Origin of the sequence: Proteiniclasticum sp. (assembly GCF_032054185.1) — a bacterium.
Classification (GTDB): Bacteria; Bacillota; Clostridia; order Clostridiales; family Clostridiaceae; genus Proteiniclasticum.
In genome coordinates, this window is sequence record NZ_DAMBTF010000004.1 from 104,724 (window position 1) to 124,713 (window position 19,990).

Genomic DNA, 19,990 nt, shown 5'->3' on the forward strand with positions numbered 1-19,990 from the left:
CATTTTTGGAGTGAAGAATAAAATGATTAAAATAAGCAATATCGAGATTCATCTCGATGAAGATAAAGAAGAACTCCTGAACAAAACCGCGGCAAAACTCAAGATCGCCCCGGAAGCGATTGAGGAGCTCAGAATACAGAAAGAATCTGTGGATGCACGAAAAGAACCGCTTAAGTTTGTCTACACGATTCTCGTCAGAACTGCAGATGAAGAGAAAGTTCTAAGAAAGATTCATGACAGAAATGTCTCGATTTATGAAGAACAGAAACCGATGGCACTGAGAAGAGGAGACAGAAAACTGGAAAAGAGGCCGGTCATTGTCGGGTTTGGACCCTCTGGGCTTTATGCGGCACTTAAACTTGCTGAAGAAGGATACAGACCTCTCGTTATAGAACGGGGAGATGCTATTCCGGAAAGAGACAGGAAAGTGGATGTCTTTATGGAGAAGGGAGTACTTGATTCTTCCTCCAATATCCAGTTCGGTGAAGGGGGAGCAGGGGCATACTCGGACGGAAAACTGACCACAAGAATCAAGGATGGAAGGGTAAGAGAAGTGGTGGACAAACTCATAGAAGCGGGGGCGCCTGAAGAGATAGCAACCCTTGCAAAACCCCATGTGGGTACGGACCTCCTGAAGAATGTGGTGATGAACATGAGAAAGAAAATCATCGCATTGGGGGGAGAAGTGCTTTTCAAGTCAAGGCTGGAGGATATCAGAATCCTAAACGGAAAAGTCGTATCGGTAACCGTCAATAAGGAGGAGATTCCCTGCGAAGTGCTCATTCTTGCTCTGGGTCACAGTGCAAGAGATACCTATGAAATGCTCTTTGACAGAGGATTTACCATGATCGCCAAATCCATGGCAGTGGGCGTCCGGGTGGAAAATCTTCAGTGGAGAATCAATGAGAGCCAGTATGGAAGTGCGCATAAGCATCCAAGGCTGAAGCCTGCAGAGTATACACTGACAGCCAAGGCACCTGACCTTCGGGGGGTGTACAGCTTCTGCATGTGTCCGGGAGGAATCGTAGTGCCTGCGGCAAGCGAAGAAGGCATGCTGGCTGTAAACGGCATGAGCTATCATGCCCGTGATGGCGTCAATGCAAACTCAGCTGTAGTCGTTGCGGTCAGTCCCGAGGACTATGGTCCTCATCCTCTTTCTGGAATAGAATTCCAAAGAGAGCTGGAGAGAAAAGCGTTCCTTATGGGCGGGTCTTCCTATCATGCCCCAGTGCAGAAGGTTGAAGATTTCCTATCAGGAAGAATCACCACCTCTTTCGATGAAGTGATTCCAAGTTATCTACCGGGGGTACAGGCAGGTAATCTGGCCGATCTGTTCCCAAGGTTTATCACAGAAGGTTTAAAGAAGGGGTTCACAGAATTTGACAGAAAGATCAAAGGCTTTGCCCACCATGGAGCGGTGATGACGGGGGTTGAGACAAGAACTTCTTCTCCGCTTCGCATCGTAAGAGGAGAAAATCTGGAAAGCGTGAACATCAAAGGAGTCTATCCTGCAGGAGAGGGAGCGGGATATGCGGGAGGAATCATATCCAGTGCTGTGGACGGACTTAAGATCGCTGAAGCGGTGATCGGGAAATACCAGCCTGGCGGCCTTTAAAAGTCAAGAGAACAAGACATATAGGCACTATCGTAATTCGATGGTTTTTGTTCATTAAACTCAAATTAACGGGGAAATTGACAAAAATTGAGAATCATATAACGATAGTCCTATTTTTTTTGGGATTTTATACCATATGCCCTTAAAATAAGAGAGTTTTAGGTGTTTTCAAGTGTAAAGGATTTCTGTTATGATTAAATGGAAATAGTTTGGGGGTGAAGTCATGAAATATGTGCTTGTTATCAATCCGGGATCGACTTCTACAAAGATCGCCATCTACAGCACGGAATCCGTTGAGATCCATACTGAAGTCGTAGACCATAACGCGGAAGAACTGAAGAAGTTTGATCATATTATCGATCAGGCAAAGATCAGAAGAGAGGCCATCGTCCGAAGTTTACGTGAAAAAGGAATAAACAAGGAAGATCTGGCTGCAGTTGTCGGACGAGGTGGACTTCTTAAACCGATCAGAGGTGGAACTTACCTTGTGGACAGAGAGATGATCAGTGATCTGGAGATGGCTGTACAAGGAGAACATGCTTCAAATCTGGGACCGATCCTTGCCAAAGAGATCGCTGATGAAGCTGGTGTCAATGCCTATATTGTGGATCCTGTCTCCTGTGATGAGATGGATGATCTGGCAAGATTTACCGGTATCAGAGGAGAAGAGAGAGGATCTCTTGCTCACTATCTGAACATTAAGGGCGTAACAAGACGAGTCTGCAGACTGAAAGGTTACTGCTTTTATGAGGATAATTTTATCGTGGCGCATCTTGGTGGAGGTTTCTCCATCGGACCGCTGAGAAAAGGAAAGCTTGTGGATGTCAACAATGCAAACCATGGCGGACCTTTCAGTCCTGAACGTGTCGGCACGCTGCCTCTGGGTATTGTTGTGAAGTATGCTTTCAGCGGTGAATTCGATATGAAGGGTCTGCTTAGAAAATTCCAGAGAGGTTCAGGTCTTGCCTCACATCTTGGAACCAGCGATGCCAGAGAAGTGGAAAGAATGATTCATGACGGTGATGAGTATGCAGCGAAAGTCTATCAGGCTATGGCCTATCAGATTGCAAAAGAAATCGGAGCGAGTGCTGCCGTGCTCAAGGGCGATGTGAAGGCGATCATCCTTACAGGTGGTCTTGCCTATTCGAGCATGATGACCGGAATGATCAAGGAATATGTTGAGTTTATTGCACCGGTGGAAGTCATTCCAGGGGAACTTGAAATGAAGTCTCTATATGAAGGCGCAAGAAGAGTACTGAATCATGAAGAAGAGCCATTGCGCTATGGGGAGGAAATACTGAGTGAAAAGTTTTGATGAAATCTATGAAAAAGTGAAAGGCAATGACCGTATGCGTGTCATTGCGGTTGCCGCGGCAGAAGATGAGCCGGTGCTTCAGGCAGTAGCAAAAGCAAGGGAACTTAGACTTTGCGATGCACACCTTGTCGGAGACAAGGAGAAGATCGAGAAGCTTCTTTCGGAGCTGAAGATCGAGGGAGAGTTTACCATCACCGATGAGAAGAATCCAGCGAAAGCGGCAAAGATTGCAGCGAATCTGGTTCGTGAAGGTACCTGCGATATTCTGATGAAAGGCCTTGTGGATACAAAGTCCCTTTTAAGAGCAGTACTGGATAAGGAAACCGGTCTTGCCACAGGAAATCTCATCAGCCACCTGGCTGCTTTTGAAGTACCGGGATATGACAGAATGCTTTTTGTGACAGATGCGGCAATGAACACCTATCCTGGTCTTAAGGAGAAAATGGGTATCATGACCAATGCTGTGGGATTCGTAAGGAGTCTTGGTATCGAAACACCAAAGGTTGCTGTAGTATGTGCCGTTGAGGTCGTTAATGAAGCGATGCAGGCGACAATCGATGCGGCAATGCTTTCAAAGATGAACGATAGAGGACAGATCAAGGGCTGCATAGTGGACGGACCACTTGCGCTGGACAATGCGCTGAGCGTCGAAGCTGCCGAACATAAGGGCATCAAGAGTCCGGTTGCAGGTCATGCCGATATCCTTCTTATGCCGAATATCGAATCCGGAAACGTTCTGTATAAAGCGCTGACCTATACAACGGAAAGCAAGTCAGGCGGTGTCCTTCTTGGTGCGAAAGCGCCTGTCGTTGTCACCTCAAGAGCGGACACATTTGAAAGCAAAGTGAACTCCATAGCCATGGCCGTTCTAAATGCTTCAAGGATGTAACAGGTAAATCAGTTAAGGGTAAAAGGAAATAAAATTAAAAAAACGGGGGAACAAATGAATAAATTACTCATCATCAATCCAGGATCAACATCGACCAAAATCGGTATCTTCGAAGACAACAATGAAGTGAAGTCATTCACACTCAGACATGAGGCCTCAGTGATCAACGGGTTTAAAAGCGTCATTGATCAGTATTCATGGAGAAAAGAAGAGATCATAAAAATTCTTGTGGACAACAACGAGAATTTGGAATCCTTTGATGCTTTCGTAGGAAGAGGCGGACTTTTAAAGCCGATCAGAAGTGGAACCTACAGAGTCAATGAAGCAATGCTTGCCGATCTTAAAAAGGGTGTCAAGGGAGAGCATGCCTCAAATCTTGGTGCCATGATCGCTGACGGACTTGCAAAAGACTTCGGAAAGGAAGCTTTTATCGCGGATCCTGTTGTAGTGGATGAACTGTCTGACCTGGCAAGAATCACAGGACACAAAGCATTTGAAAAGGTCAGTATTTTCCATGCACTGAATCAGAAGGCTGTTGCAAAGAGATACGCCAAGGAAAAGAATGTCAGCTACAATGACCTCAACCTCATCGTAGTTCATCTTGGCGGCGGAATCAGTGTAGGGGCTCATGAAAAGGGTAAAGTCATCGACGTGAACAACGCACTGAATGGTGATGGTCCATTCTCGCCGGAAAGAGCAGGCAGTCTTCCCGTAGCTGATCTTGTGGATCTCTGTTTCTCAGGAAAGCACGATAAGGGTGAAGTACTGAAAATGATCACAGGAAAAGGCGGATTTGTATCTTACCTTGATACCAATGATGCAAGAGAAGTGGAAAACAAAGCGGAAGCAGGAGATGAATATGCGAAGCTCATCTACTCTGCAATGGCCTATCAGGTAGCAAAAGAGATCGGGTCTGCTGCATCGGTGCTCATGGGTAAAGTCGATGCGATTATTCTCACAGGGGGAATTGCCTACTCGAAGCTTATGGTCAGAATGATCAGGGAAAGAGTGGAATATATCACTGAGGTTGTCGTTTATCCGGGTGAGGATGAGCTTCTTGCGCTTGCTGAGGCGACCAACAGAGTGCTGTCCGGTGAAGAGGAAGCGATCGTTTACGAATAATTAGTGAAAATGAGAAAGACTGACATAAAATTATCAAATTAATAATTAAGAGTGAAAAAATCTTATAAAAGTTAAAAATCGTGATTTGTAAAGGTATACAGATATTTTGATAACAGATTGCGGTTTCTGTTGTGAAAAATTGGTCCGCTGACCTCTGTAACCATTAAACTTCAAACCATTTCCTGATTTTGTGATGAAACTGGAAATTAGATTATGCTCTGTTTTTGTAATAGAATAAGATTACAGAATAAATGGAGGTATGCCACTTGGAAAGAATCACGATTGTTACAGGGCATTTTGGCAGCGGCAAATCGGAGATTTCGATGAATCTTGCTAAAAAAATGAATAACGAAGGAAAAAAGGTGGCACTTGTCGATATCGACATCGTCAATCCTTTTTTCTGTATAAGAGATTTTAAGGATGTTTTAGCTAAGGAAGGCATCGATGTCATTGCAGCCAATCCGGAGTGGTCCAACGCAGAACTTATGGTTGTGCCAGGAGAAGTTTCAGGTATTTTTGTCCGAAAAGATACACACTTCGTCATGGATATCGGTGGAGATGATATGGGGGCTACAGTGCTCGGTCAGTATAATGCCGATCTGAAAAAATCAGAATATAACATGCTCTTTGTCATCAATACGCAAAGACCGCTTACACCGGATGAAAAGGGGATCAGAGAATACATCACAAGTATCGAAAGAACCTCAAGACTGAAGGTGACTCATCTTGTTTCAAACACCAATCTCTCCTACGAGACCACTGTGGAAGAGATCATCAAGGGAGATGAAATGGTCCATACTCTGTCTAAGGAGCTTGGCATACCTCATCTTTATACGGTCGTCAGACGTGATCTGGCGGAATCGGAAACGCTTAAAAGCCAGTTACATGGGGAGTTACTGCCCATAGATATTTTCATGAAAACGCCATGGAGCTAAATTAAAGGGGGAAATCGTATGCCAAAAGTTGTATTTAGAGAAGAACGATGCAAAAGTTGTGGACAGTGTGTGATTGCTTGTCCTGTGAAGATCATCGGCTTCACAGACCACCTCAATGAGAAGGGTTACAGACCCGCTGGTATCCCAGCAGAACTCATGGAGAAATGCATAGGATGTACATCCTGTGGAAGAATGTGTCCAGATCTTGTCATCACAGTGTATAAATAGGGGGTAGAAGTTATGAGCCAGAAAGTACTCATGAAGGGTAATGAAGCAATCGGAGAAGCGGCTTTAAAAGCAGGCTGCAAATGTTTCTTCGGATATCCGATCACACCACAGACAGAAATTTCAGCATATATGGCAAAGAAGATGCCTACAATGGGAAGAGTGTTCCTTCAGGCGGAAAGCGAAATCGCGGCAATCCATATGATCTATGGCGCTGCAGGTACAGGAACAAGATGTATGACCAGTTCATCATCACCAGGAATCAGCCTTAAAGCTGAAGGTATTTCCTATATCGCTGGAGCTGAGCTTCCATGCGTAATCATCAATATCGTAAGAGGCGGCCCAGGACTTGGCGGAATTCAGCCTGCACAGTCAGACTATTTCCAGGCAACAAAGGGTGGAGCACATGGTGACTTCCATATGCCGGTATTCGCACCTTCATCCATTCAGGAAATGGTTGACCTTATTCAGGAAGCCTTTGATGTAGCGGACCAGTACAGAACCCCTGTTATGATCATGGGTGACGGTATGCTGGGACAGATGATGGAGCCTGTTGAATTCAAGGAATCCACATCAACAAGACAGCTTCCAGAGAAGACATGGGCAGCAAACGGAAGAAACGGAAGAGTACATCATAATGTCATCAATTCTCTGTTCCTTAAGAGTGAAGCTCTTGAAGAACATAACATCCATCTTCAGAAGAAGTTCGATGCCATTACGGAGAATGAGACCAAGTATGAGCTTATGAATACAGACGATGCGGATCTTATCCTTGTCGCTTACGGTACAACCGCAAGAATCTGCAAAAACGTCATAAAGCTTGCTAAGGCACAGGGGATTAATCTTGGCCTGATCAGACCGATCACTCTTTGGCCATACCCAGCAGCTGCATTTGATGCGACCATCGGAAATACCAAGTTCGGTTATCTTGCAGTAGAAATGAGCATGGGCCAGATGGTTGAAGATGTAAGACTTTCAGTTGAAGGAAGAAAACCTGTACACTTCTACGGAAGATCAGGTGGTATGATTCCTGCACCTGAAGACATACTGAATAAAGTAATGGAAATCGTAGGGGGGAATAAATAATGGAAAATAATAGAGAAATTCTATTTAAGCCTACCAGCGGCCTTTTAGATGTTCCAACCCACTATTGCCCAGGATGCACACATGGTGTAATTCATAGGCTCATAGGTGAGGTTATGGAAGAGCTTGATATCGTGGATAAGACAATCGGTGTTGCACCTGTCGGATGTTCCGTTCTTGCTTATGACTATTTTGCATGCGATATGTTTGAAGCGGCTCATGGTAGAGCACCGGCAGTTGCTACAGGAATAAAGAGAGCAAATCCGGATAAGATCGTATTTACTTATCAGGGAGATGGAGACCTTGCAGCGATAGGAACAGCAGAAGCGGTTCACGTAGCAGCAAGAGGAGAGAAGATCGTAACGATTTTCGTAAACAACTGTATCTATGGAATGACAGGCGGACAGATGGCGCCTACAACACTTCCTGGACAGAAGACTGAAACATCGCCATATGGCAGAGATGTCGCTACACAGGGGTATCCAATAAGATTCTCCGAAATGGTTGCTCAGCTAGACGGTTCATACTACATCGAAAGAGTATCAGTAGATAAGGTTGCCGGTGTTGCAAAGACCAAGAAAGCAATCAAGAAAGCCTTCCAGAACGCAATTGACGGTAAGGGATACAATCTTGTAGAAGTATTATCCATATGTCCGACCAACTGGGGACTGAACACTGAAGAATCTCTGAACTGGTTAAGAGAAAATATGATTCCTTACTATCCACTGGGTGTGAAGAAGGACCTAAGCAAGGAGGAGGCGAAATAATGACACAGGAAGTTATTTTTGCAGGATTCGGCGGACAGGGTATACTGTCTATGGGTAAATTCCTCGCTTTTGGTGGAATGGATGTTGGGATGAATGTATCCTGGTGCCCAAGCTATGGCCCGGAAATGAGAGGAGGAACAGCAAACTGTTCAGTTATCCTTTCAGATGAAGAAATCGGAGCACCAATCATCACCGCTCCAGATACGATCCTTGTCATGAACAGACCTTCACTGGATAAGTTTGAACCTACAGTAAAGCCTGGCGGACTGATCATTATCGATTCAAACCTCGTCACAAGAGATGTGGAAAGAGATGACGTTACCGTTATCAGAATCCCTGCACAGGATATCGCAGCTTCAATCGGATCAGTCAAGATTGCCAACATGGTACTTCTTGGTGCACTGGTTGCAAAGACTGGAGTCATTTCCGTTGACGCACTTCTTGAATCCTTAAGGGGACATGGTAAGGAAGCATTCTTCGAAATGAACAAGGCTGCCATCGATAAGGGTGTAGAATACGCAAACACACCAGTTATGGCATAATCACATAAAAAATCAGGACCCTTTGAGGATTTTAATTCTCAAAGGGTCTTTTTGACGAAATCTTAAAGAAATATTGACATAAATCCTTTACGGTGCGTTCTATTTCTTTTTACGACTGCCTCTATTTCTTGAACCGTCCATGGCTGCGCCGACGGCAACGCCTAAGGTAATTCCGATGGGGATATTTTTAAATGCGACGCCCAAGGCGACTCCGATTGCGATACCTACACCTACATAGGATCCATCCATTGAATTCTTTTCATTTTTATGATCTCTCTCTTTCATTACAGTCTTCCTTTCACTGGGTTTCTACTTCAATTTTACTATAAACTGGTGGGAATGAGTATTCACCAGTAATTTTACAGATAATCACATCTCACATAAAATCTATACTACAGCAATAATAAGTTCAGGTTTGTTACGCTCAAGCATACATATGAAACAAACATAACTTCCAAGGGTAGGGTTGTTTCGCTGATAAACTATAAATACTGGAGTCGTTTTTCTGATTAATATCATCAATATTGAGTTTATTAGTGCAATAAACACTGATATCCATAATAAAATACTGTTTCAAAGAAAATATGCGATTAAAACATTTACAACGTAACAATGTTATGTTACATTATATTCAAGAGGTGAGAAGTATGGAAGATTTAATCTCCAAGAAAGATTTGCTCATAGAAACCAACATATCGTATGGACAACTGTACAGATGGAAAAGAAAGAAACTGATTCCAGAAGATTGGTTCATGAAGAAATCGACATATACAGGTCATGAAACATTTTTTCCAAGAGAAAAAATTCTGGAGAGGATCGAACAGATTTTAAATATGAAAGATGGTGCTTCTCTGGATGACCTGGCTGACAAATTCTCATCAGATATTCCTGAGGAAATGGTCAGAAGGAAAGAAGATCTTCTGAATCATCAGATTCTAAGTAAAGAGATTGTCAGTCTCTACGAAGAGATCTTCAAGGGAAAAGAGGAGTACAATTTCCAGGACATCCTCTATATGTATATTTCTGAAGACCTTCTGAATCAGGGACAGCTAAGCATAGAGGATATGTCGAGGATTCTCAGGATGCTCAGCGACAATTATGAATCCATTAAAGACAAGGACCCAAGTTTAAGCGTCTATCGCAAGTTCGGTGTAAGCATATCTCTTCTTCATAAAAACGACGAGATTTTCTTCTCCGATCAGATGCCTATCGTGAACAACTACAGCATCAGAAGCGCTGTTGAAAAACTGAAAATGAAACTCATATAAATGGAGGAGATTATCATGGAGAAAAGAGATCTGAGACTGTCAGGTGCCACAGTGGCAACCGGTGGAGAATATAGAGATGTTAAAGTGTCAGGAGCAAGCAAAATCACATCGGATATCCTGTGCGAAACGATGAACCTCTCGGGTGCAATAACAATAGACGGAAATGTAGAAGCGGAAAGCTGTAAAGTGTCTGGAGCCTGCAAGATCAATGGAAACGTGAAATCTGATGAAATCAGAATCTCAGGAGGCTCTTCCATAACCGGAACACTGACCGGAAAAGAGATCACTCTTGCTGGAGGCATTAAGGTCGGTGGAGACATCAAAAGCAATATGCTCAAACTTTCAGGAGAAATCACAGTTGACGGAGATATGGAATGTGAAGAATTCAGACTCACAGGCGGAATAAACTCAAGAGGCGTGGTCAACTGCGAAAAATGTGAACTGGAGCTTGCAGCAAGGTCTGAGCTCAATGAACTTGTAGGCGCGTATATCAGTGTCAGAGAAGGAAACGGTGTTACAGGTGGAATCATTAAGAGCCTGCTTGGAAAAGGCAAAGGAAGTCTCAAGGTGAACCTTGTAGAAGGAGATGAAATCTATCTTGAGAATACCACCTGTGAAATGGTCAGAGGTGAAAAGATCACCATCGGTCCTGGATGCAGAATCGGAACCGTAGAATATGCGGAGCTTCTGGAAATCCATTCTGACTCAAGAGTGGAGAATAAAATTGAAAGATAAGGAGAAAATAAAATGAAAAAATATGATATGCATTATATTACCCACGAAGGCGAAATCCTTGCACCGGACAAAACCGAAGGGATTTCATGGAAGATGAAAAATCTTTTAAACGGTAGAGACAGTTCTATAGATTACCAGACAGACAATATGTATAGAGTACAGCAGGAAGCCATGAGAGAATGGATCATCAGGTCAAGATGGTAATCTGGACCAGTCTTTGAACCTTTTTGTGAAAGGCTGCCGGAAAACACCATGAAACGAGTGATCACCGGCAGCCTTATAAGGAGAAGAGTCATGAGAAAATCAGAATATGAAGCAATGCTTATAGACGACCAGGGAATCCAGCATGATCCTGCGAAACTTGATACCGGCTGGAAGGTCATGAAAGCACTGGAAGAAATGGACAAAGGGAAAAAAGTGGAAGGTGAGCCGGAAAAGAAGAACGGCAATCCGCTTCTTAGCTGGCTGCTCCAGAAAAGAAGAATCTAGTTCAGGAAATTACGGATCGGAATACTGGTCATAGAAAGAAAAATGGCCACATGGAGGATGAGAGTATGGAACCAAGGGACATCAAAAGTATGGGCGATATCAAACTGGAGAGCGGTGAGTATGGAGATATCATCAGTGCCGGCGATCTTAAGATCAATGGAAAAATAAGAGCGAACTTCATCAAGGCGGCAGGTGATCTTAAAGCAAAAGAGGAAATCGAGGTCGTCAAAATATCCGTCTTCGGGGATGCAAAGTTCAAGAAAGCGGTTAAAGCGGATGATGCCAGCATCTACGGTGATGCAGAATTTCAGGATAAACTCACAGGTACGGAGATCAGGATTTTTGGTTCGCTATCAGCAGGTGTTGTTGATGCGGAAAAGATGACCGTGAACGGTGAAATCGACAAAGCATCTGAAATCAATGCCGAAGAGCTTACATTAAATGGAGAGTTCCATGTGGATGGTGCGATGAACATCGGACACGGCAGGTTCAATCTGGCAGGTGATTCAAGGGTTAAGGAAATATTCTGCGAGCAGCTTGAAGTTAAGGTCAGCAGAGACTCCTTCCAGGGGATTTTATCCGGACTGATTTCCAGAAACCGTGGTGGCCAGCTGAAAGTGGATCTGATTGAGGGAGATGATATCTTCCTTGAACATACAACTGCAGAGGTTGTACGCGGAAAGATTGTTCGAATCGGTGAAGGTTCAAAGATCGGAAAGGTGGAGTACAGCGACACACTGGAGATCTTTGAAGGAGGAACCGTAGAGGTCAAAGAAGAATTCTAAAAGGTTAGTTCTCGGATTAATATGAAGATCCTGGTGTTTAAAGTTCTTCATGAATATCTGATTTCTATATATACCCCATTGCTCCATGGAACACTCATCTGTGGACAGTCATTTTTTCTGGGACGCCATAAGGCGTCCTTTTCCTTTTCCTGAATCATATCTGAGAACGGGTTATCAATCCTTGCATTACCGAAATGAAGGTTTATGATCATAGAGATATTTCTACCTGTTTTATGTAAGATTTTCTGAAAAATGGTATGATTTAAACATGAAATGGACTTTTTTGCTCATTTAGGATTGATTATGTTTGCTGGAGAAAGACAGAGAAAAATTGCTGAAATGATGGAGAACAGTTCAAGTGTGAAAGTTGTTGAACGGGCAGCTGAGATGGTGGAGGACGGATACAGCGTTATTCTGGATACAGGTACGACCACACTTGAAATGGCCAAAAGAATCCGAAACAAAAAAATCACAGTCATCATGAACGCTCTGGATATAGCAGAAGGATTGAGTGGTGTGGATAATATTGAGCTGATCATGACCGGTGGAGCACTTATAGGGAATACTAGAGCCATGGTGGGTTATCTGACAGAAAACATGCTCAAAAATTTCAGGGCGGATATTGCTTTTATAGATGCCAACGGCATCACTCTAAAAGATGGCGCCACAACCCCCAATCATGTGGAAGCCATGACAAAAAGGGCAATCATCTCATCGTCCCATAAGGTCTATGTGGTTTCAGACGCTTCAAAATCCGGTAAGATAAGTTTTGCTGTAATCTCTCCTGTACTCAAGGTAACAGGAATCATAACCGCTGGTGAATCAAATGATGAAATGAAAGCAATCGAGGAAAAGAACGAGATTGAAATTATAAGATAGGGAGGGATGTCTGAATGGTCATTACCGTAACGCTGAATCCTGCACTGGATAAAACGATGGTGTTAGATGGAATTGAGATCGGTGAAGTAAACCGAGCAGTTTCTTCAAGAAATGATATTGGAGGAAAGGGCATCAATGTTTCAAAAGTCCTGAATACCTTCGGATCTAGTTCTATTGCAACTGGATTTCTTGGGCGAAGTTCAGAGAATCTTTTTAGACAGGAATTGAAAAGACTAATGATTGATGACCGCTTTGTCAGAGTGGAAGGTACGACAAGAACCAATATCAAGCTGGTAGATATCAAAAACAAAACCAATACGGATATCAACGAAGCAGGTCCCGAAATCAGCAGTGATGAGCTGGAAGAGTTTTTCAGGGTTTTTGAAGAATCTGTGAGGGAAGGAGATATAGTGGTTCTTTCAGGTGGAATTCTGCCAAATATTCGTCCAGACATCTATGCAATACTCACAAGAAGAGCTAAGGACAAAGGTGCTATGGTGATTGTCGATGCTGAAGGAGAAGCCCTGAAGCTTGCGATTACTGAAATACCTTACCTGATCAAACCGAATGAGAAGGAACTTGCATCATATCTGGGAAAAGAAATTCTTTCTGAAATGGAAATTATTCATGAAGCCAAAGAACTTGTGGCAAAAGGAATCAGGAAAGTGCTGGTTTCCAGAGGTCACAATGGAAGTATTCTCGTCACGGAGAACGCTGTTCTCATAGGACACGGAAGCAAGGTCAGGGTAAAGAGTACAGTAGGGGCAGGAGATTCAATGGTCGCAGCACTAGTACATGCAGAGATGCATAAGCTTGATGATTTTGAAACACTGGCCCTAGCTCAGGCAACCGGTATAGCTGCTGTCACGACTGAGGGAACAAGAGCCTGCACGATAGAAGAGGTGGATAGTTATCTGATGTCTGCAAGAGAAAAAATAGAGGTGGTATTAAAATGACCACAAAAGAAATGTTTTCTAGAGAAAGAGTCACCTTCGATTTAAAACCAAGAGTAAGAAAGAAGCGATAGATGAGCACATAAATATCCTTTATGCTGATGGAAAGATCAATGACAGGGATGCATTTAAAGAAGCTGTTCTTCATAGTGAATCAGAGTTTCCACAGGTATCGGTATGGGATCGCAATAACTCATGGTAAAAGTGATGCGGTAAACGAAGCATCATTGTTTTTTGAAGGAGTGATGCCGGCATCGATTATGAAAGCATGGACGATCTGCCTGCTCATCTGTTCTTCCTGATAGCGGTTCCTATGGAATCCAGCTCTTTGGTGTAACACTTGCGGTTCCCCATGGCGGAATAATGCTCTCAGCACTGAAGAAAAAGATAGATTAAAACTTAAGATCATAAAAACACTGTATCGATGTGATACAGTGATTTTATATAGTCAAGACATGTCAATTATAGCTAATGATCAATCTGTTCACTGGTTAGGTCATAAATGGTATAATAAGGTAATGTGTTTAAATCTCATAAAACATAAAAGTTAAGGTGGTGTTTTCTATGAAAACCAACGTGAACATGACTAATACCCTGACCAAGCTCAGTGAATTCAAAAACGAATCAACTTTTCAGGTGCTGGAGTATGACGATCTCAAGGGAGGCAGTGATGTTAAAACGGCATTTATGCTCTCCTATATGCGTGAGGCGAACATCAAACTTAGACAGCTTCGGATTGTCCTTAGCGGAGGTGGTGTGTTCACCGAAGCAAATGCGCTGAGCTTTATGAGAGGCCCGATTGAAGTCTCTACGAATACAGGTGGTCTTTTCAGTCTCTCCAAGAAGTTCGTATCCTCAAAAATTACAGGTGAACCTGTAATCAAACCTCATTTTAAAGGGGTTGGAGAACTTCTTCTTGAACCGTCTTTCGGACATTATGCCATGCTTCAGCTGGAGAATGAGGAAATCATTATTGATGATTCACTGTTTTTTGCAGCTGAGGACTCCATCGAAATCGGTATAACATCGATGAAGACGGTAAGCTCTGCTTTGTTTGGTACAGAAGGTCTGTTTCAGACGAAACTTAAAGGTACGGGAATTGTCGTTCTGGAGATTCCGGTGCCGGAAACAGAAGTGTTCAAATACTCTCTGGCAGATGATGTGCTTAAAATCGACGGGAACTTCTCGGTACTTAGAACAGGTGGAATCACATTCACGGTGGAGAAGACCACAAAGACCCTGATTGGATCTGGATTCAGCGGTGAAGGTCTTCTTAATGTATTCAGAGGCACAGGGGAAGTCTGGCTCATGCCGACAAAGGTCGTCTATGACAAGATCATCACCGATGGCCTGACCTTGGGTGTAGGCGGTATGGACAACATGGTAGGAAAGAATCTGGAAAGGCCTTCAAAAGGCAGGGACAGAGAACAGGATGATAAGGAAAGATAAGATCAGCTAAACTTCACCGATACAGGTTGGTATAATTCTTCCATGTGTAATATAATAGTAACGTTATGTAAGAAAAAATCGTATGAGATAAAAACAGTAAGGATGGTAAAATATGAGTAGAATGTTCGGAACAGATGGAGTCAGAGGTGTGGCAAACAGTGAGCTGACACCGGAACTCGCTTTTCAGCTGGGTAAAGCCGGTGCAATGGTTTTAACTAAAGGAGCCCACAAACCAAAGATCTTAGTGGCAAAGGATACAAGAATATCAGGAGATCTTCTTGAAAGCGCAATGGTCGCAGGAATCCTCAGTGTTGGAGCGGAAGCGGTGATTCTTGGGGTAGTACCTACTCCTGCAGTCGCTTACCTTGTAAGAGAATACAAGGCGGATGCGGGCGTCATGATCTCAGCCTCACACAATCCTGTTGAGTTCAACGGCATCAAATTTTTCAACAGAGACGGTTTCAAGCTGAGCGATGCTCTGGAAGATGATATCCAGAAGCTGATCGAGGATCAGTTTAAAGGTATAGCAGTACTTACCGGTGGAGATATCGGGCATGTCAGTCATTCGCAGAATGCCACTGACGACTACGTGGACTTTGCAGTAAAGACGCTTGAGGGTGATCTTAAGGGTATGAAAGTGGCACTGGACTGTGCCAACGGAGCAAGCTATAAATCTGCTGTTATGGCATTTGAAAGACTTGGTGCAGAAGTGTTTGTCATACACAACGAGCCAAACGGAGTCAACATCAATGCACACTGCGGATCAACCCATCCGGAAGACCTGATGAAGTTTGTGGTTGAAAACGGATGTGACCTGGGACTGGCATTTGATGGAGATTCAGACAGATGCCTTGCTGTGGACGAGAAGGGGAATCTTGTCAACGGCGATTTCATCATCCTCATCGCAGGGCTTTACCTCAAGGAACAGGGCCGACTGAAAGATGACACCATTGTTGTGACTGTAATGAGTAACCTCGGACTCATGCTTGCGGCGAAAGAGCTTGGAATCAATGTGGCGACCACTGCGGTAGGCGACAGATATGTACTTGAAAACATCATGGACAATGATTATACCATCGGTGGTGAACAGTCCGGACATGTCATCTTCAAGGATTTCAATACAACAGGTGACGGTATCGTTACAGCCATTCAGCTCGCATCAATCGTAAAGGCTAGAGGAAAGAAACTCAGTGAGCTTTCTGAAATCATGAAGGAGCTTCCGCAGGTTCTGGTCAACGTGAAGATTCCAAATGAGATGAAGAATATTCATCAGACAGATGAAGAGATCATGAGCCTCATAAAATCTGTGGAAGAAAAGCTGGAAGGTAAGGGACGTGTGCTCATCAGACCATCCGGTACAGAGCCTCTAGTGAGAATCATGCTGGAAGGCGAAGATCTTGAAGAAATCACCGATGCTGCAAACAGTATTGCGGAGCTAATTAAAAGCAGAATCTAGATAGAATGAAGAAGTGATGAGAACGATGTCCTTTCGGGGATACTGTTCTCATTTCTTGTCGGAAAAAACATACTTTTGACAAAAATTTGTTATTATTTCGCAATCTATTGGAGCTTCTGATATGGTTAAATGATAAAAAGAGGAGGTGGAGCCATGAAGATAATTATCCTAATGCTATCAATGTTATTTCTCACATCATGTAGTGCTGCAGAACTTGTAAACGACAATGATACCATGATGGAAAAATCAGCACCAGCTGAAACCGCTTTGACCTTTGAAAATTCCATGATGATCGACATCATGAATTTCAGGACCTCGGATTCGCTGGATATGGTGAGTGAAAACAGAATCATCAGGACTTTCGAAGAATTCAATGAGTACAATAATGACTATGCAATTCTGGAAAATCCGTTCTTCATTGACGATATGAGTCTGAATAAGCTGAAAAAAGTGAATGAAGACTTCTTTGTCAAACAGGGATTCGTGGCTGTGGTCCTCGTGGAGAGTTCAGGTTCCAACTCCGTTTTGGGAGAGAATCTGATCATCAAGGACAATATTGCTGAAGCATTCATCAATCGAACCGAAGCAGGGATCGGTACTTCGGATATCGCCACAAGACATGTCCTGTATGAGATAAGCCAGGAAGAGCTTCAGAATATCGATGAAGTCAAAGTAACGGTAAGCTTAAGCAAATAGCGTTTAAGACAAGTGAGAGGGGAAGCCCTTAAGCTTGTCTTTCTTTTTGAGGTGGCAGCATCTTTTGGACACCGGACATTTATAAGGGTATAATGTTTCTAAGAAAAACCGGGAAAAACATAATGAGGAGTGGTAAATATATGAGCAGCAATATTTTTGATGATTTCAGACTTAACCCTATTGGACTTGGAACTAATGCAGTGGGCAATCCGAATTACAATCCCATCAGTGAAGAAGAATCTCATAATATGATCCTTACTGCCCTGGATCTTGGGGTCAATTTCTTTGATTCAGCCTTTATGTACGGAATGGGCCACTCTGAAGAGGTTATCGGCGATGTGCTGAAGAAGTGCAACGCAAGAAACAGGATTCTTCTTGCCACTAAAGGTGCCCATAAACTTGTTCAAGGCGAGATTGTTGTGGACAATAACCCCGACTTTCTGGTGGAAGAGGTCTACAAATCGCTTAAGAGGCTACAGACGGATTATATCGATCTTTACTATATCCACTTCCCGGATGACAAGACACCGAAATATGAAGCTGTAGGCGCCCTGCAGAGACTAAGGGAAAAAGGAATCATCAAAGAGATCGGTGTTTCGAATTTTTCCATTGAACAGATTAAGGAAGCGAACAGGGATGGTTATATCGATGTGGTACAGGATGAGTACAATCTCCTTACAAGAGACAAGGAGAAGGAATTCATACCTTATCTCAGAAAAAACAATATCGCCTTCATTCCATACTTCCCTCTTGCTTCGGGTCTTTTAACGGGGAAGTATCACAAGGATTCAGAGATTCCTGAAAGAAGAAAGAAGAATCCGAACTTCTCCACAAAATATGAGGAGAATCTGAGAAAGATCGATGTGCTTAAGGGGATCGCCAGAGAAAAAGACTGTGCAGTCTATCAGCTTGTTCTCGCATGGTATCTGAACACGGACTTTATTGATGCTGTAATTCCCGGTGCGAAAAATGCTCAGCAGATCAGAGACAATCAGAAGACCGGTAAGGTGAGCATAACAGAACAGGATTTCCGGCAGATCGATGAGCTTTTCAGGTAGATAAGAAAAAAAGTGCAGTCTCAGCATGCCCTCGACTGCACTTTATACTTGTCAAGATACCGCTAAAGAGGTTATACTAGGATTTGTATGGAGAGATGTCCGAGAGGTCGAAGGTGAAAGTCTCGAAAGCGTCGTACTTATGTGGTAACATAGAAGCCTAAACCATTGATTTGACTTGGTTTAACCAGTCCAATCGCAAAATTTCATAGTGTAGTTCTCTCCATCAGTTCTCTCCTTTATCCGAGGGATTTCTGAGAACCGATGTTGAAGATAAATACGGAAGCGTATCGAAGTGGTCATAACGGGACTGACTCGAAATCAGTTGAACCTTCTGGGTTCCGTGGGTTCGAATCCCACCGCTTCCGCCAGAAAACCATTGGCATTCCTCAGTCTCTGAGGAATGCCTTATTTTTTATGTGTGTGCAGAAGCGTCTTGTTTTTTCTCTCCTTCTGACTGGTGATGGTTTACGATTACTTCATCTTGACGAATCTCTGGCTTCGGTGCGATGACGAAATTAAGTCCATCAACCATGGCTTGTGCTGATACCAGTTTTGAGTTGAAGTCCAAATGAGCGTAAATATTTGCGGTGGTTGCAAAATCACTGTGACCTAACCAATCCTGGATCTGCTTCATCGGCAAATTATTTGCCAGCAAAAGACTGGCACAGCTGTGCCTAAGGTCATGGAAGCGAATCTTTCTTAAACCATGCTCCTCCAGCAGCTTGGGAAACGCTGTTGTAACATAGTTTGGGCGAATCCTTACTCCCAACTCGTTGACACAGATATAATCAAGAAATTCCTTGCTATAGGATCTACCGCAAAGCTTGCGGTTGCTTTCTTGTTGTGCTTTGGCAGCCAGAAGTTTCTCCTTAAAAGCTGGCACCAATGGCAAAGTTCTCATACTGGATTTGTTCTTGGTTGAATCCGATGCATAGATCATCTCTTTACCATCAATGCTGAAGGATGTAACGGTGTGCCTGACAATGAGTGTGTTGTTATTAAAATCAATGGCACTCCATTTAAGACCGACCGCTTCGCTTCTTCTCAGCCCATAGAAAGCCCCAAGCAGTATAGGAATCTCAAGTTTCGTTCCTCTGGCCACTTCAAATAACTGATTTACTTCGTTTTTATCATAGAAGCTGCCGATGAACCGTTCCTGTCTTGGACGCTCGATTTTGCTGGCCGGATTAACGGGAATCACATCGATCTTCACAGCATATTTCAAAGACCTATGGATAATGGTGTGATAATGAATCACGGTGCTGGCCTTCACTCGTTTCAACTGGAGGGTATAGAAATCCTGAATATCCTTGGGCTTCAAATCAACCAGTTTGATCTTTTTGTCTTTGAAGTATGGAACAATCGGTGATTTGCACATGCTGGCATAGCTTGCGTAGGTAGTAAGCTGAATCGTGTTTTTTGCTATCTCAAGCCAATGCCCTAAAAATTCATGGAAAAGCATGTCCTCCATTGAAACCGGAATATCCGGTTCGAAGGTCTTCCGCGCTTCCCGAAGCATTTCCTGTGCCCGTTTCTTATTTCCTTTTACGGGTAACTTCGTAGAAATCCATTTGCTCTTGCGCTTTCCTTCATGGTCTCTATAGGTGAGTACCATGTAGAAATAGCCTTTCTTTTCTTGCAGGTGTCCTGCTACCATTGATAAAACCTCCTTTTTGCAGCTCCGATTACCTGCCGTTGACACTATGAGCGTAACATGGGCAGATTTATA

General features: G+C 43.4%; 23 protein-coding genes and 1 tRNA gene. 21 read left to right on the forward strand and 3 right to left on the reverse strand.

Annotation, left to right across the window (positions count from 1 at the left end):
• Window positions 1–22: 22 nt before the first annotated feature.
• The 9 genes from RTX25_RS03460 to RTX25_RS03500 all read left to right on the forward strand — a co-directional run bounded on the left by RTX25_RS03460 (window position 23) and on the right by RTX25_RS03500 (window position 8,493).
• Entirely contained in the window at window positions 23–1,615 is a 1,593-nt protein-coding gene (locus RTX25_RS03460; RefSeq protein WP_312650546.1) for an FAD-dependent protein, read from the forward strand.
• Between the two features lie 223 nt (window positions 1,616–1,838).
• Window positions 1,839–2,930 carry a butyrate kinase gene (gene buk, locus RTX25_RS03465; protein ID WP_312650549.1) on the forward strand — a complete coding sequence of 364 codons (1,092 nt, stop codon included), beginning with the start codon at window positions 1,839–1,841 and terminating at the stop codon, window positions 2,928–2,930.
• Window positions 2,931–2,964: 34 nt separating this feature from the next.
• Window positions 2,965–3,819: a phosphate butyryltransferase gene (gene ptb, locus RTX25_RS03470; protein ID WP_312650688.1), complete on the forward strand. Its 855-nt coding sequence runs from the start codon at window positions 2,965–2,967 to the stop codon at window positions 3,817–3,819.
• 54 nt (window positions 3,820–3,873) lie between these two features.
• The gene (buk, locus tag RTX25_RS03475) at window positions 3,874–4,941 is read left to right on the forward strand and encodes a butyrate kinase (RefSeq protein WP_312650552.1); all 1,068 of its coding nucleotides are present in this window, start codon (window positions 3,874–3,876) and stop codon (window positions 4,939–4,941) included.
• Between the two features lie 266 nt (window positions 4,942–5,207).
• Window positions 5,208–5,876, forward strand: a complete 669-nt coding sequence (locus RTX25_RS03480) for a P-loop NTPase (RefSeq protein WP_312650554.1) — start codon at window positions 5,208–5,210, stop codon at window positions 5,874–5,876.
• An 18-nt stretch (window positions 5,877–5,894) separates the two neighbouring features.
• Complete coding sequence (locus RTX25_RS03485; protein WP_312650556.1) at window positions 5,895–6,104, forward strand: 4Fe-4S binding protein; 210 nt, start codon at window positions 5,895–5,897, stop codon at window positions 6,102–6,104.
• Window positions 6,105–6,116: 12 nt separating this feature from the next.
• Entirely contained in the window at window positions 6,117–7,187 is a 1,071-nt protein-coding gene (locus tag RTX25_RS03490) for a 3-methyl-2-oxobutanoate dehydrogenase subunit VorB (RefSeq protein WP_312650559.1), read from the forward strand.
• Window positions 7,187–7,951, forward strand: coding sequence for a thiamine pyrophosphate-dependent enzyme (locus RTX25_RS03495; protein WP_312650562.1), 765 nt, complete (start codon window positions 7,187–7,189; stop codon window positions 7,949–7,951). The genes RTX25_RS03490 and RTX25_RS03495 overlap by 1 nt, the downstream gene beginning before the upstream one ends.
• The gene (locus RTX25_RS03500; RefSeq protein WP_312650690.1) at window positions 7,948–8,493 is read left to right on the forward strand and encodes a 2-oxoacid:acceptor oxidoreductase family protein; all 546 of its coding nucleotides are present in this window, start codon (window positions 7,948–7,950) and stop codon (window positions 8,491–8,493) included. The genes RTX25_RS03495 and RTX25_RS03500 overlap by 4 nt, the downstream gene beginning before the upstream one ends.
• Window positions 8,494–8,592: 99 nt before the next feature.
• Here RTX25_RS03500 and RTX25_RS03505 read toward each other — a convergent pair whose 3' ends face one another.
• Window positions 8,593–8,778 (reverse strand): hypothetical protein, encoded by a 186-nt coding sequence (locus tag RTX25_RS03505; RefSeq protein WP_312650565.1) that lies wholly within the window; start codon window positions 8,776–8,778, stop codon window positions 8,593–8,595.
• Window positions 8,779–9,140: 362 nt separating this feature from the next.
• Between RTX25_RS03505 and RTX25_RS03510 the strand changes: the two genes are divergently transcribed.
• The 7 genes from RTX25_RS03510 to pfkB all read left to right on the forward strand — a co-directional run bounded on the left by RTX25_RS03510 (window position 9,141) and on the right by pfkB (window position 13,605).
• Entirely contained in the window at window positions 9,141–9,761 is a 621-nt protein-coding gene (locus RTX25_RS03510; RefSeq protein ID WP_312650568.1) for a DUF4004 family protein, read from the forward strand.
• Between the two features lie 15 nt (window positions 9,762–9,776).
• Complete coding sequence (locus RTX25_RS03515) at window positions 9,777–10,496, forward strand: polymer-forming cytoskeletal protein (RefSeq protein ID WP_312650570.1); 720 nt, start codon at window positions 9,777–9,779, stop codon at window positions 10,494–10,496.
• A gap of 12 nt (window positions 10,497–10,508) precedes the next feature.
• The gene (locus RTX25_RS03520) at window positions 10,509–10,700 is read left to right on the forward strand and encodes a hypothetical protein (protein ID WP_312650572.1); all 192 of its coding nucleotides are present in this window, start codon (window positions 10,509–10,511) and stop codon (window positions 10,698–10,700) included.
• Between the two features lie 90 nt (window positions 10,701–10,790).
• Window positions 10,791–10,985 (forward strand): hypothetical protein, encoded by a 195-nt coding sequence (locus RTX25_RS03525; protein WP_312650574.1) that lies wholly within the window; start codon window positions 10,791–10,793, stop codon window positions 10,983–10,985.
• A 65-nt stretch (window positions 10,986–11,050) separates the two neighbouring features.
• Window positions 11,051–11,770 (forward strand): hypothetical protein, encoded by a 720-nt coding sequence (locus RTX25_RS03530; protein ID WP_312650576.1) that lies wholly within the window; start codon window positions 11,051–11,053, stop codon window positions 11,768–11,770.
• 303 nt (window positions 11,771–12,073) lie between these two features.
• On the forward strand, window positions 12,074–12,649 hold the full coding sequence (locus RTX25_RS03535; RefSeq protein WP_312650577.1) for a hypothetical protein: 576 nt from the start codon (window positions 12,074–12,076) through the stop codon (window positions 12,647–12,649).
• 14 nt (window positions 12,650–12,663) lie between these two features.
• Window positions 12,664–13,605: a 1-phosphofructokinase gene (gene pfkB / locus RTX25_RS03540; RefSeq protein WP_312650580.1), complete on the forward strand. Its 942-nt coding sequence runs from the start codon at window positions 12,664–12,666 to the stop codon at window positions 13,603–13,605.
• A 190-nt stretch (window positions 13,606–13,795) separates the two neighbouring features.
• Here pfkB and RTX25_RS03545 read toward each other — a convergent pair whose 3' ends face one another.
• Complete coding sequence (locus RTX25_RS03545) at window positions 13,796–13,942, reverse strand: hypothetical protein (protein WP_312650583.1); 147 nt, start codon at window positions 13,940–13,942, stop codon at window positions 13,796–13,798.
• A gap of 224 nt (window positions 13,943–14,166) precedes the next feature.
• Here RTX25_RS03545 and RTX25_RS03550 point away from each other — a divergent pair, with 224 nt between their 5' ends.
• The 5 genes from RTX25_RS03550 to RTX25_RS03570 all read left to right on the forward strand — a co-directional run bounded on the left by RTX25_RS03550 (window position 14,167) and on the right by RTX25_RS03570 (window position 18,629).
• A complete protein-coding gene (locus tag RTX25_RS03550) occupies window positions 14,167–15,051 on the forward strand; it encodes an AIM24 family protein (protein WP_312650586.1) in 885 nt (294 codons plus the stop codon).
• A gap of 112 nt (window positions 15,052–15,163) precedes the next feature.
• Window positions 15,164–16,507, forward strand: coding sequence for a phosphoglucosamine mutase (gene glmM, locus RTX25_RS03555; protein ID WP_312650588.1), 1,344 nt, complete (start codon window positions 15,164–15,166; stop codon window positions 16,505–16,507).
• 153 nt (window positions 16,508–16,660) lie between these two features.
• A complete protein-coding gene (locus RTX25_RS03560) occupies window positions 16,661–17,203 on the forward strand; it encodes a hypothetical protein (RefSeq protein WP_312650591.1) in 543 nt (180 codons plus the stop codon).
• A gap of 140 nt (window positions 17,204–17,343) precedes the next feature.
• Window positions 17,344–18,261, forward strand: coding sequence for an aldo/keto reductase (locus tag RTX25_RS03565; RefSeq protein WP_312650594.1), 918 nt, complete (start codon window positions 17,344–17,346; stop codon window positions 18,259–18,261).
• A gap of 278 nt (window positions 18,262–18,539) precedes the next feature.
• Window positions 18,540–18,629, forward strand: a tRNA-Ser gene (locus RTX25_RS03570).
• A 44-nt stretch (window positions 18,630–18,673) separates the two neighbouring features.
• On the opposite strand, the gene RTX25_RS03575 is transcribed toward RTX25_RS03570, so the two are convergent.
• Window positions 18,674–19,918, reverse strand: a complete 1,245-nt coding sequence (locus RTX25_RS03575; RefSeq protein WP_312650597.1) for a tyrosine-type recombinase/integrase — start codon at window positions 19,916–19,918, stop codon at window positions 18,674–18,676.
• Window positions 19,919–19,990 lie beyond the last annotated feature (72 nt).

Coding starts and splice junctions, on each gene's coding strand:
- RTX25_RS03495 (WP_312650562.1), top strand. CDS start 7,187: ATGGAAAATAATAGAGAAATTCTATTTAAGCCTACCAGCGGCCTTTTA.
- pfkB (WP_312650580.1), top strand. CDS start 12,664: ATGGTCATTACCGTAACGCTGAATCCTGCACTGGATAAAACGATGGTG.
- RTX25_RS03520 (WP_312650572.1), top strand. CDS start 10,509: ATGAAAAAATATGATATGCATTATATTACCCACGAAGGCGAAATCCTT.
- RTX25_RS03460 (WP_312650546.1), top strand. CDS start 23: ATGATTAAAATAAGCAATATCGAGATTCATCTCGATGAAGATAAAGAA.
- ptb (WP_312650688.1), top strand. CDS start 2,965: ATGCGTGTCATTGCGGTTGCCGCGGCAGAAGATGAGCCGGTGCTTCAG.
- RTX25_RS03535 (WP_312650577.1), top strand. CDS start 12,074: ATGTTTGCTGGAGAAAGACAGAGAAAAATTGCTGAAATGATGGAGAAC.
- RTX25_RS03575 (WP_312650597.1), bottom strand. CDS start 19,918: ATGGTAGCAGGACACCTGCAAGAAAAGAAAGGCTATTTCTACATGGTA.
- RTX25_RS03550 (WP_312650586.1), top strand. CDS start 14,167: ATGAAAACCAACGTGAACATGACTAATACCCTGACCAAGCTCAGTGAA.
- buk (WP_312650552.1), top strand. CDS start 3,874: ATGAATAAATTACTCATCATCAATCCAGGATCAACATCGACCAAAATC.
- glmM (WP_312650588.1), top strand. CDS start 15,164: ATGAGTAGAATGTTCGGAACAGATGGAGTCAGAGGTGTGGCAAACAGT.
- RTX25_RS03515 (WP_312650570.1), top strand. CDS start 9,777: ATGGAGAAAAGAGATCTGAGACTGTCAGGTGCCACAGTGGCAACCGGT.
- RTX25_RS03525 (WP_312650574.1), top strand. CDS start 10,791: ATGAGAAAATCAGAATATGAAGCAATGCTTATAGACGACCAGGGAATC.
- RTX25_RS03530 (WP_312650576.1), top strand. CDS start 11,051: ATGGAACCAAGGGACATCAAAAGTATGGGCGATATCAAACTGGAGAGC.
- RTX25_RS03485 (WP_312650556.1), top strand. CDS start 5,895: ATGCCAAAAGTTGTATTTAGAGAAGAACGATGCAAAAGTTGTGGACAG.
- buk (WP_312650549.1), top strand. CDS start 1,839: ATGAAATATGTGCTTGTTATCAATCCGGGATCGACTTCTACAAAGATC.
- RTX25_RS03490 (WP_312650559.1), top strand. CDS start 6,117: ATGAGCCAGAAAGTACTCATGAAGGGTAATGAAGCAATCGGAGAAGCG.
- RTX25_RS03510 (WP_312650568.1), top strand. CDS start 9,141: ATGGAAGATTTAATCTCCAAGAAAGATTTGCTCATAGAAACCAACATA.
- RTX25_RS03505 (WP_312650565.1), bottom strand. CDS start 8,778: ATGAAAGAGAGAGATCATAAAAATGAAAAGAATTCAATGGATGGATCC.
- RTX25_RS03565 (WP_312650594.1), top strand. CDS start 17,344: ATGAGCAGCAATATTTTTGATGATTTCAGACTTAACCCTATTGGACTT.
- RTX25_RS03560 (WP_312650591.1), top strand. CDS start 16,661: ATGAAGATAATTATCCTAATGCTATCAATGTTATTTCTCACATCATGT.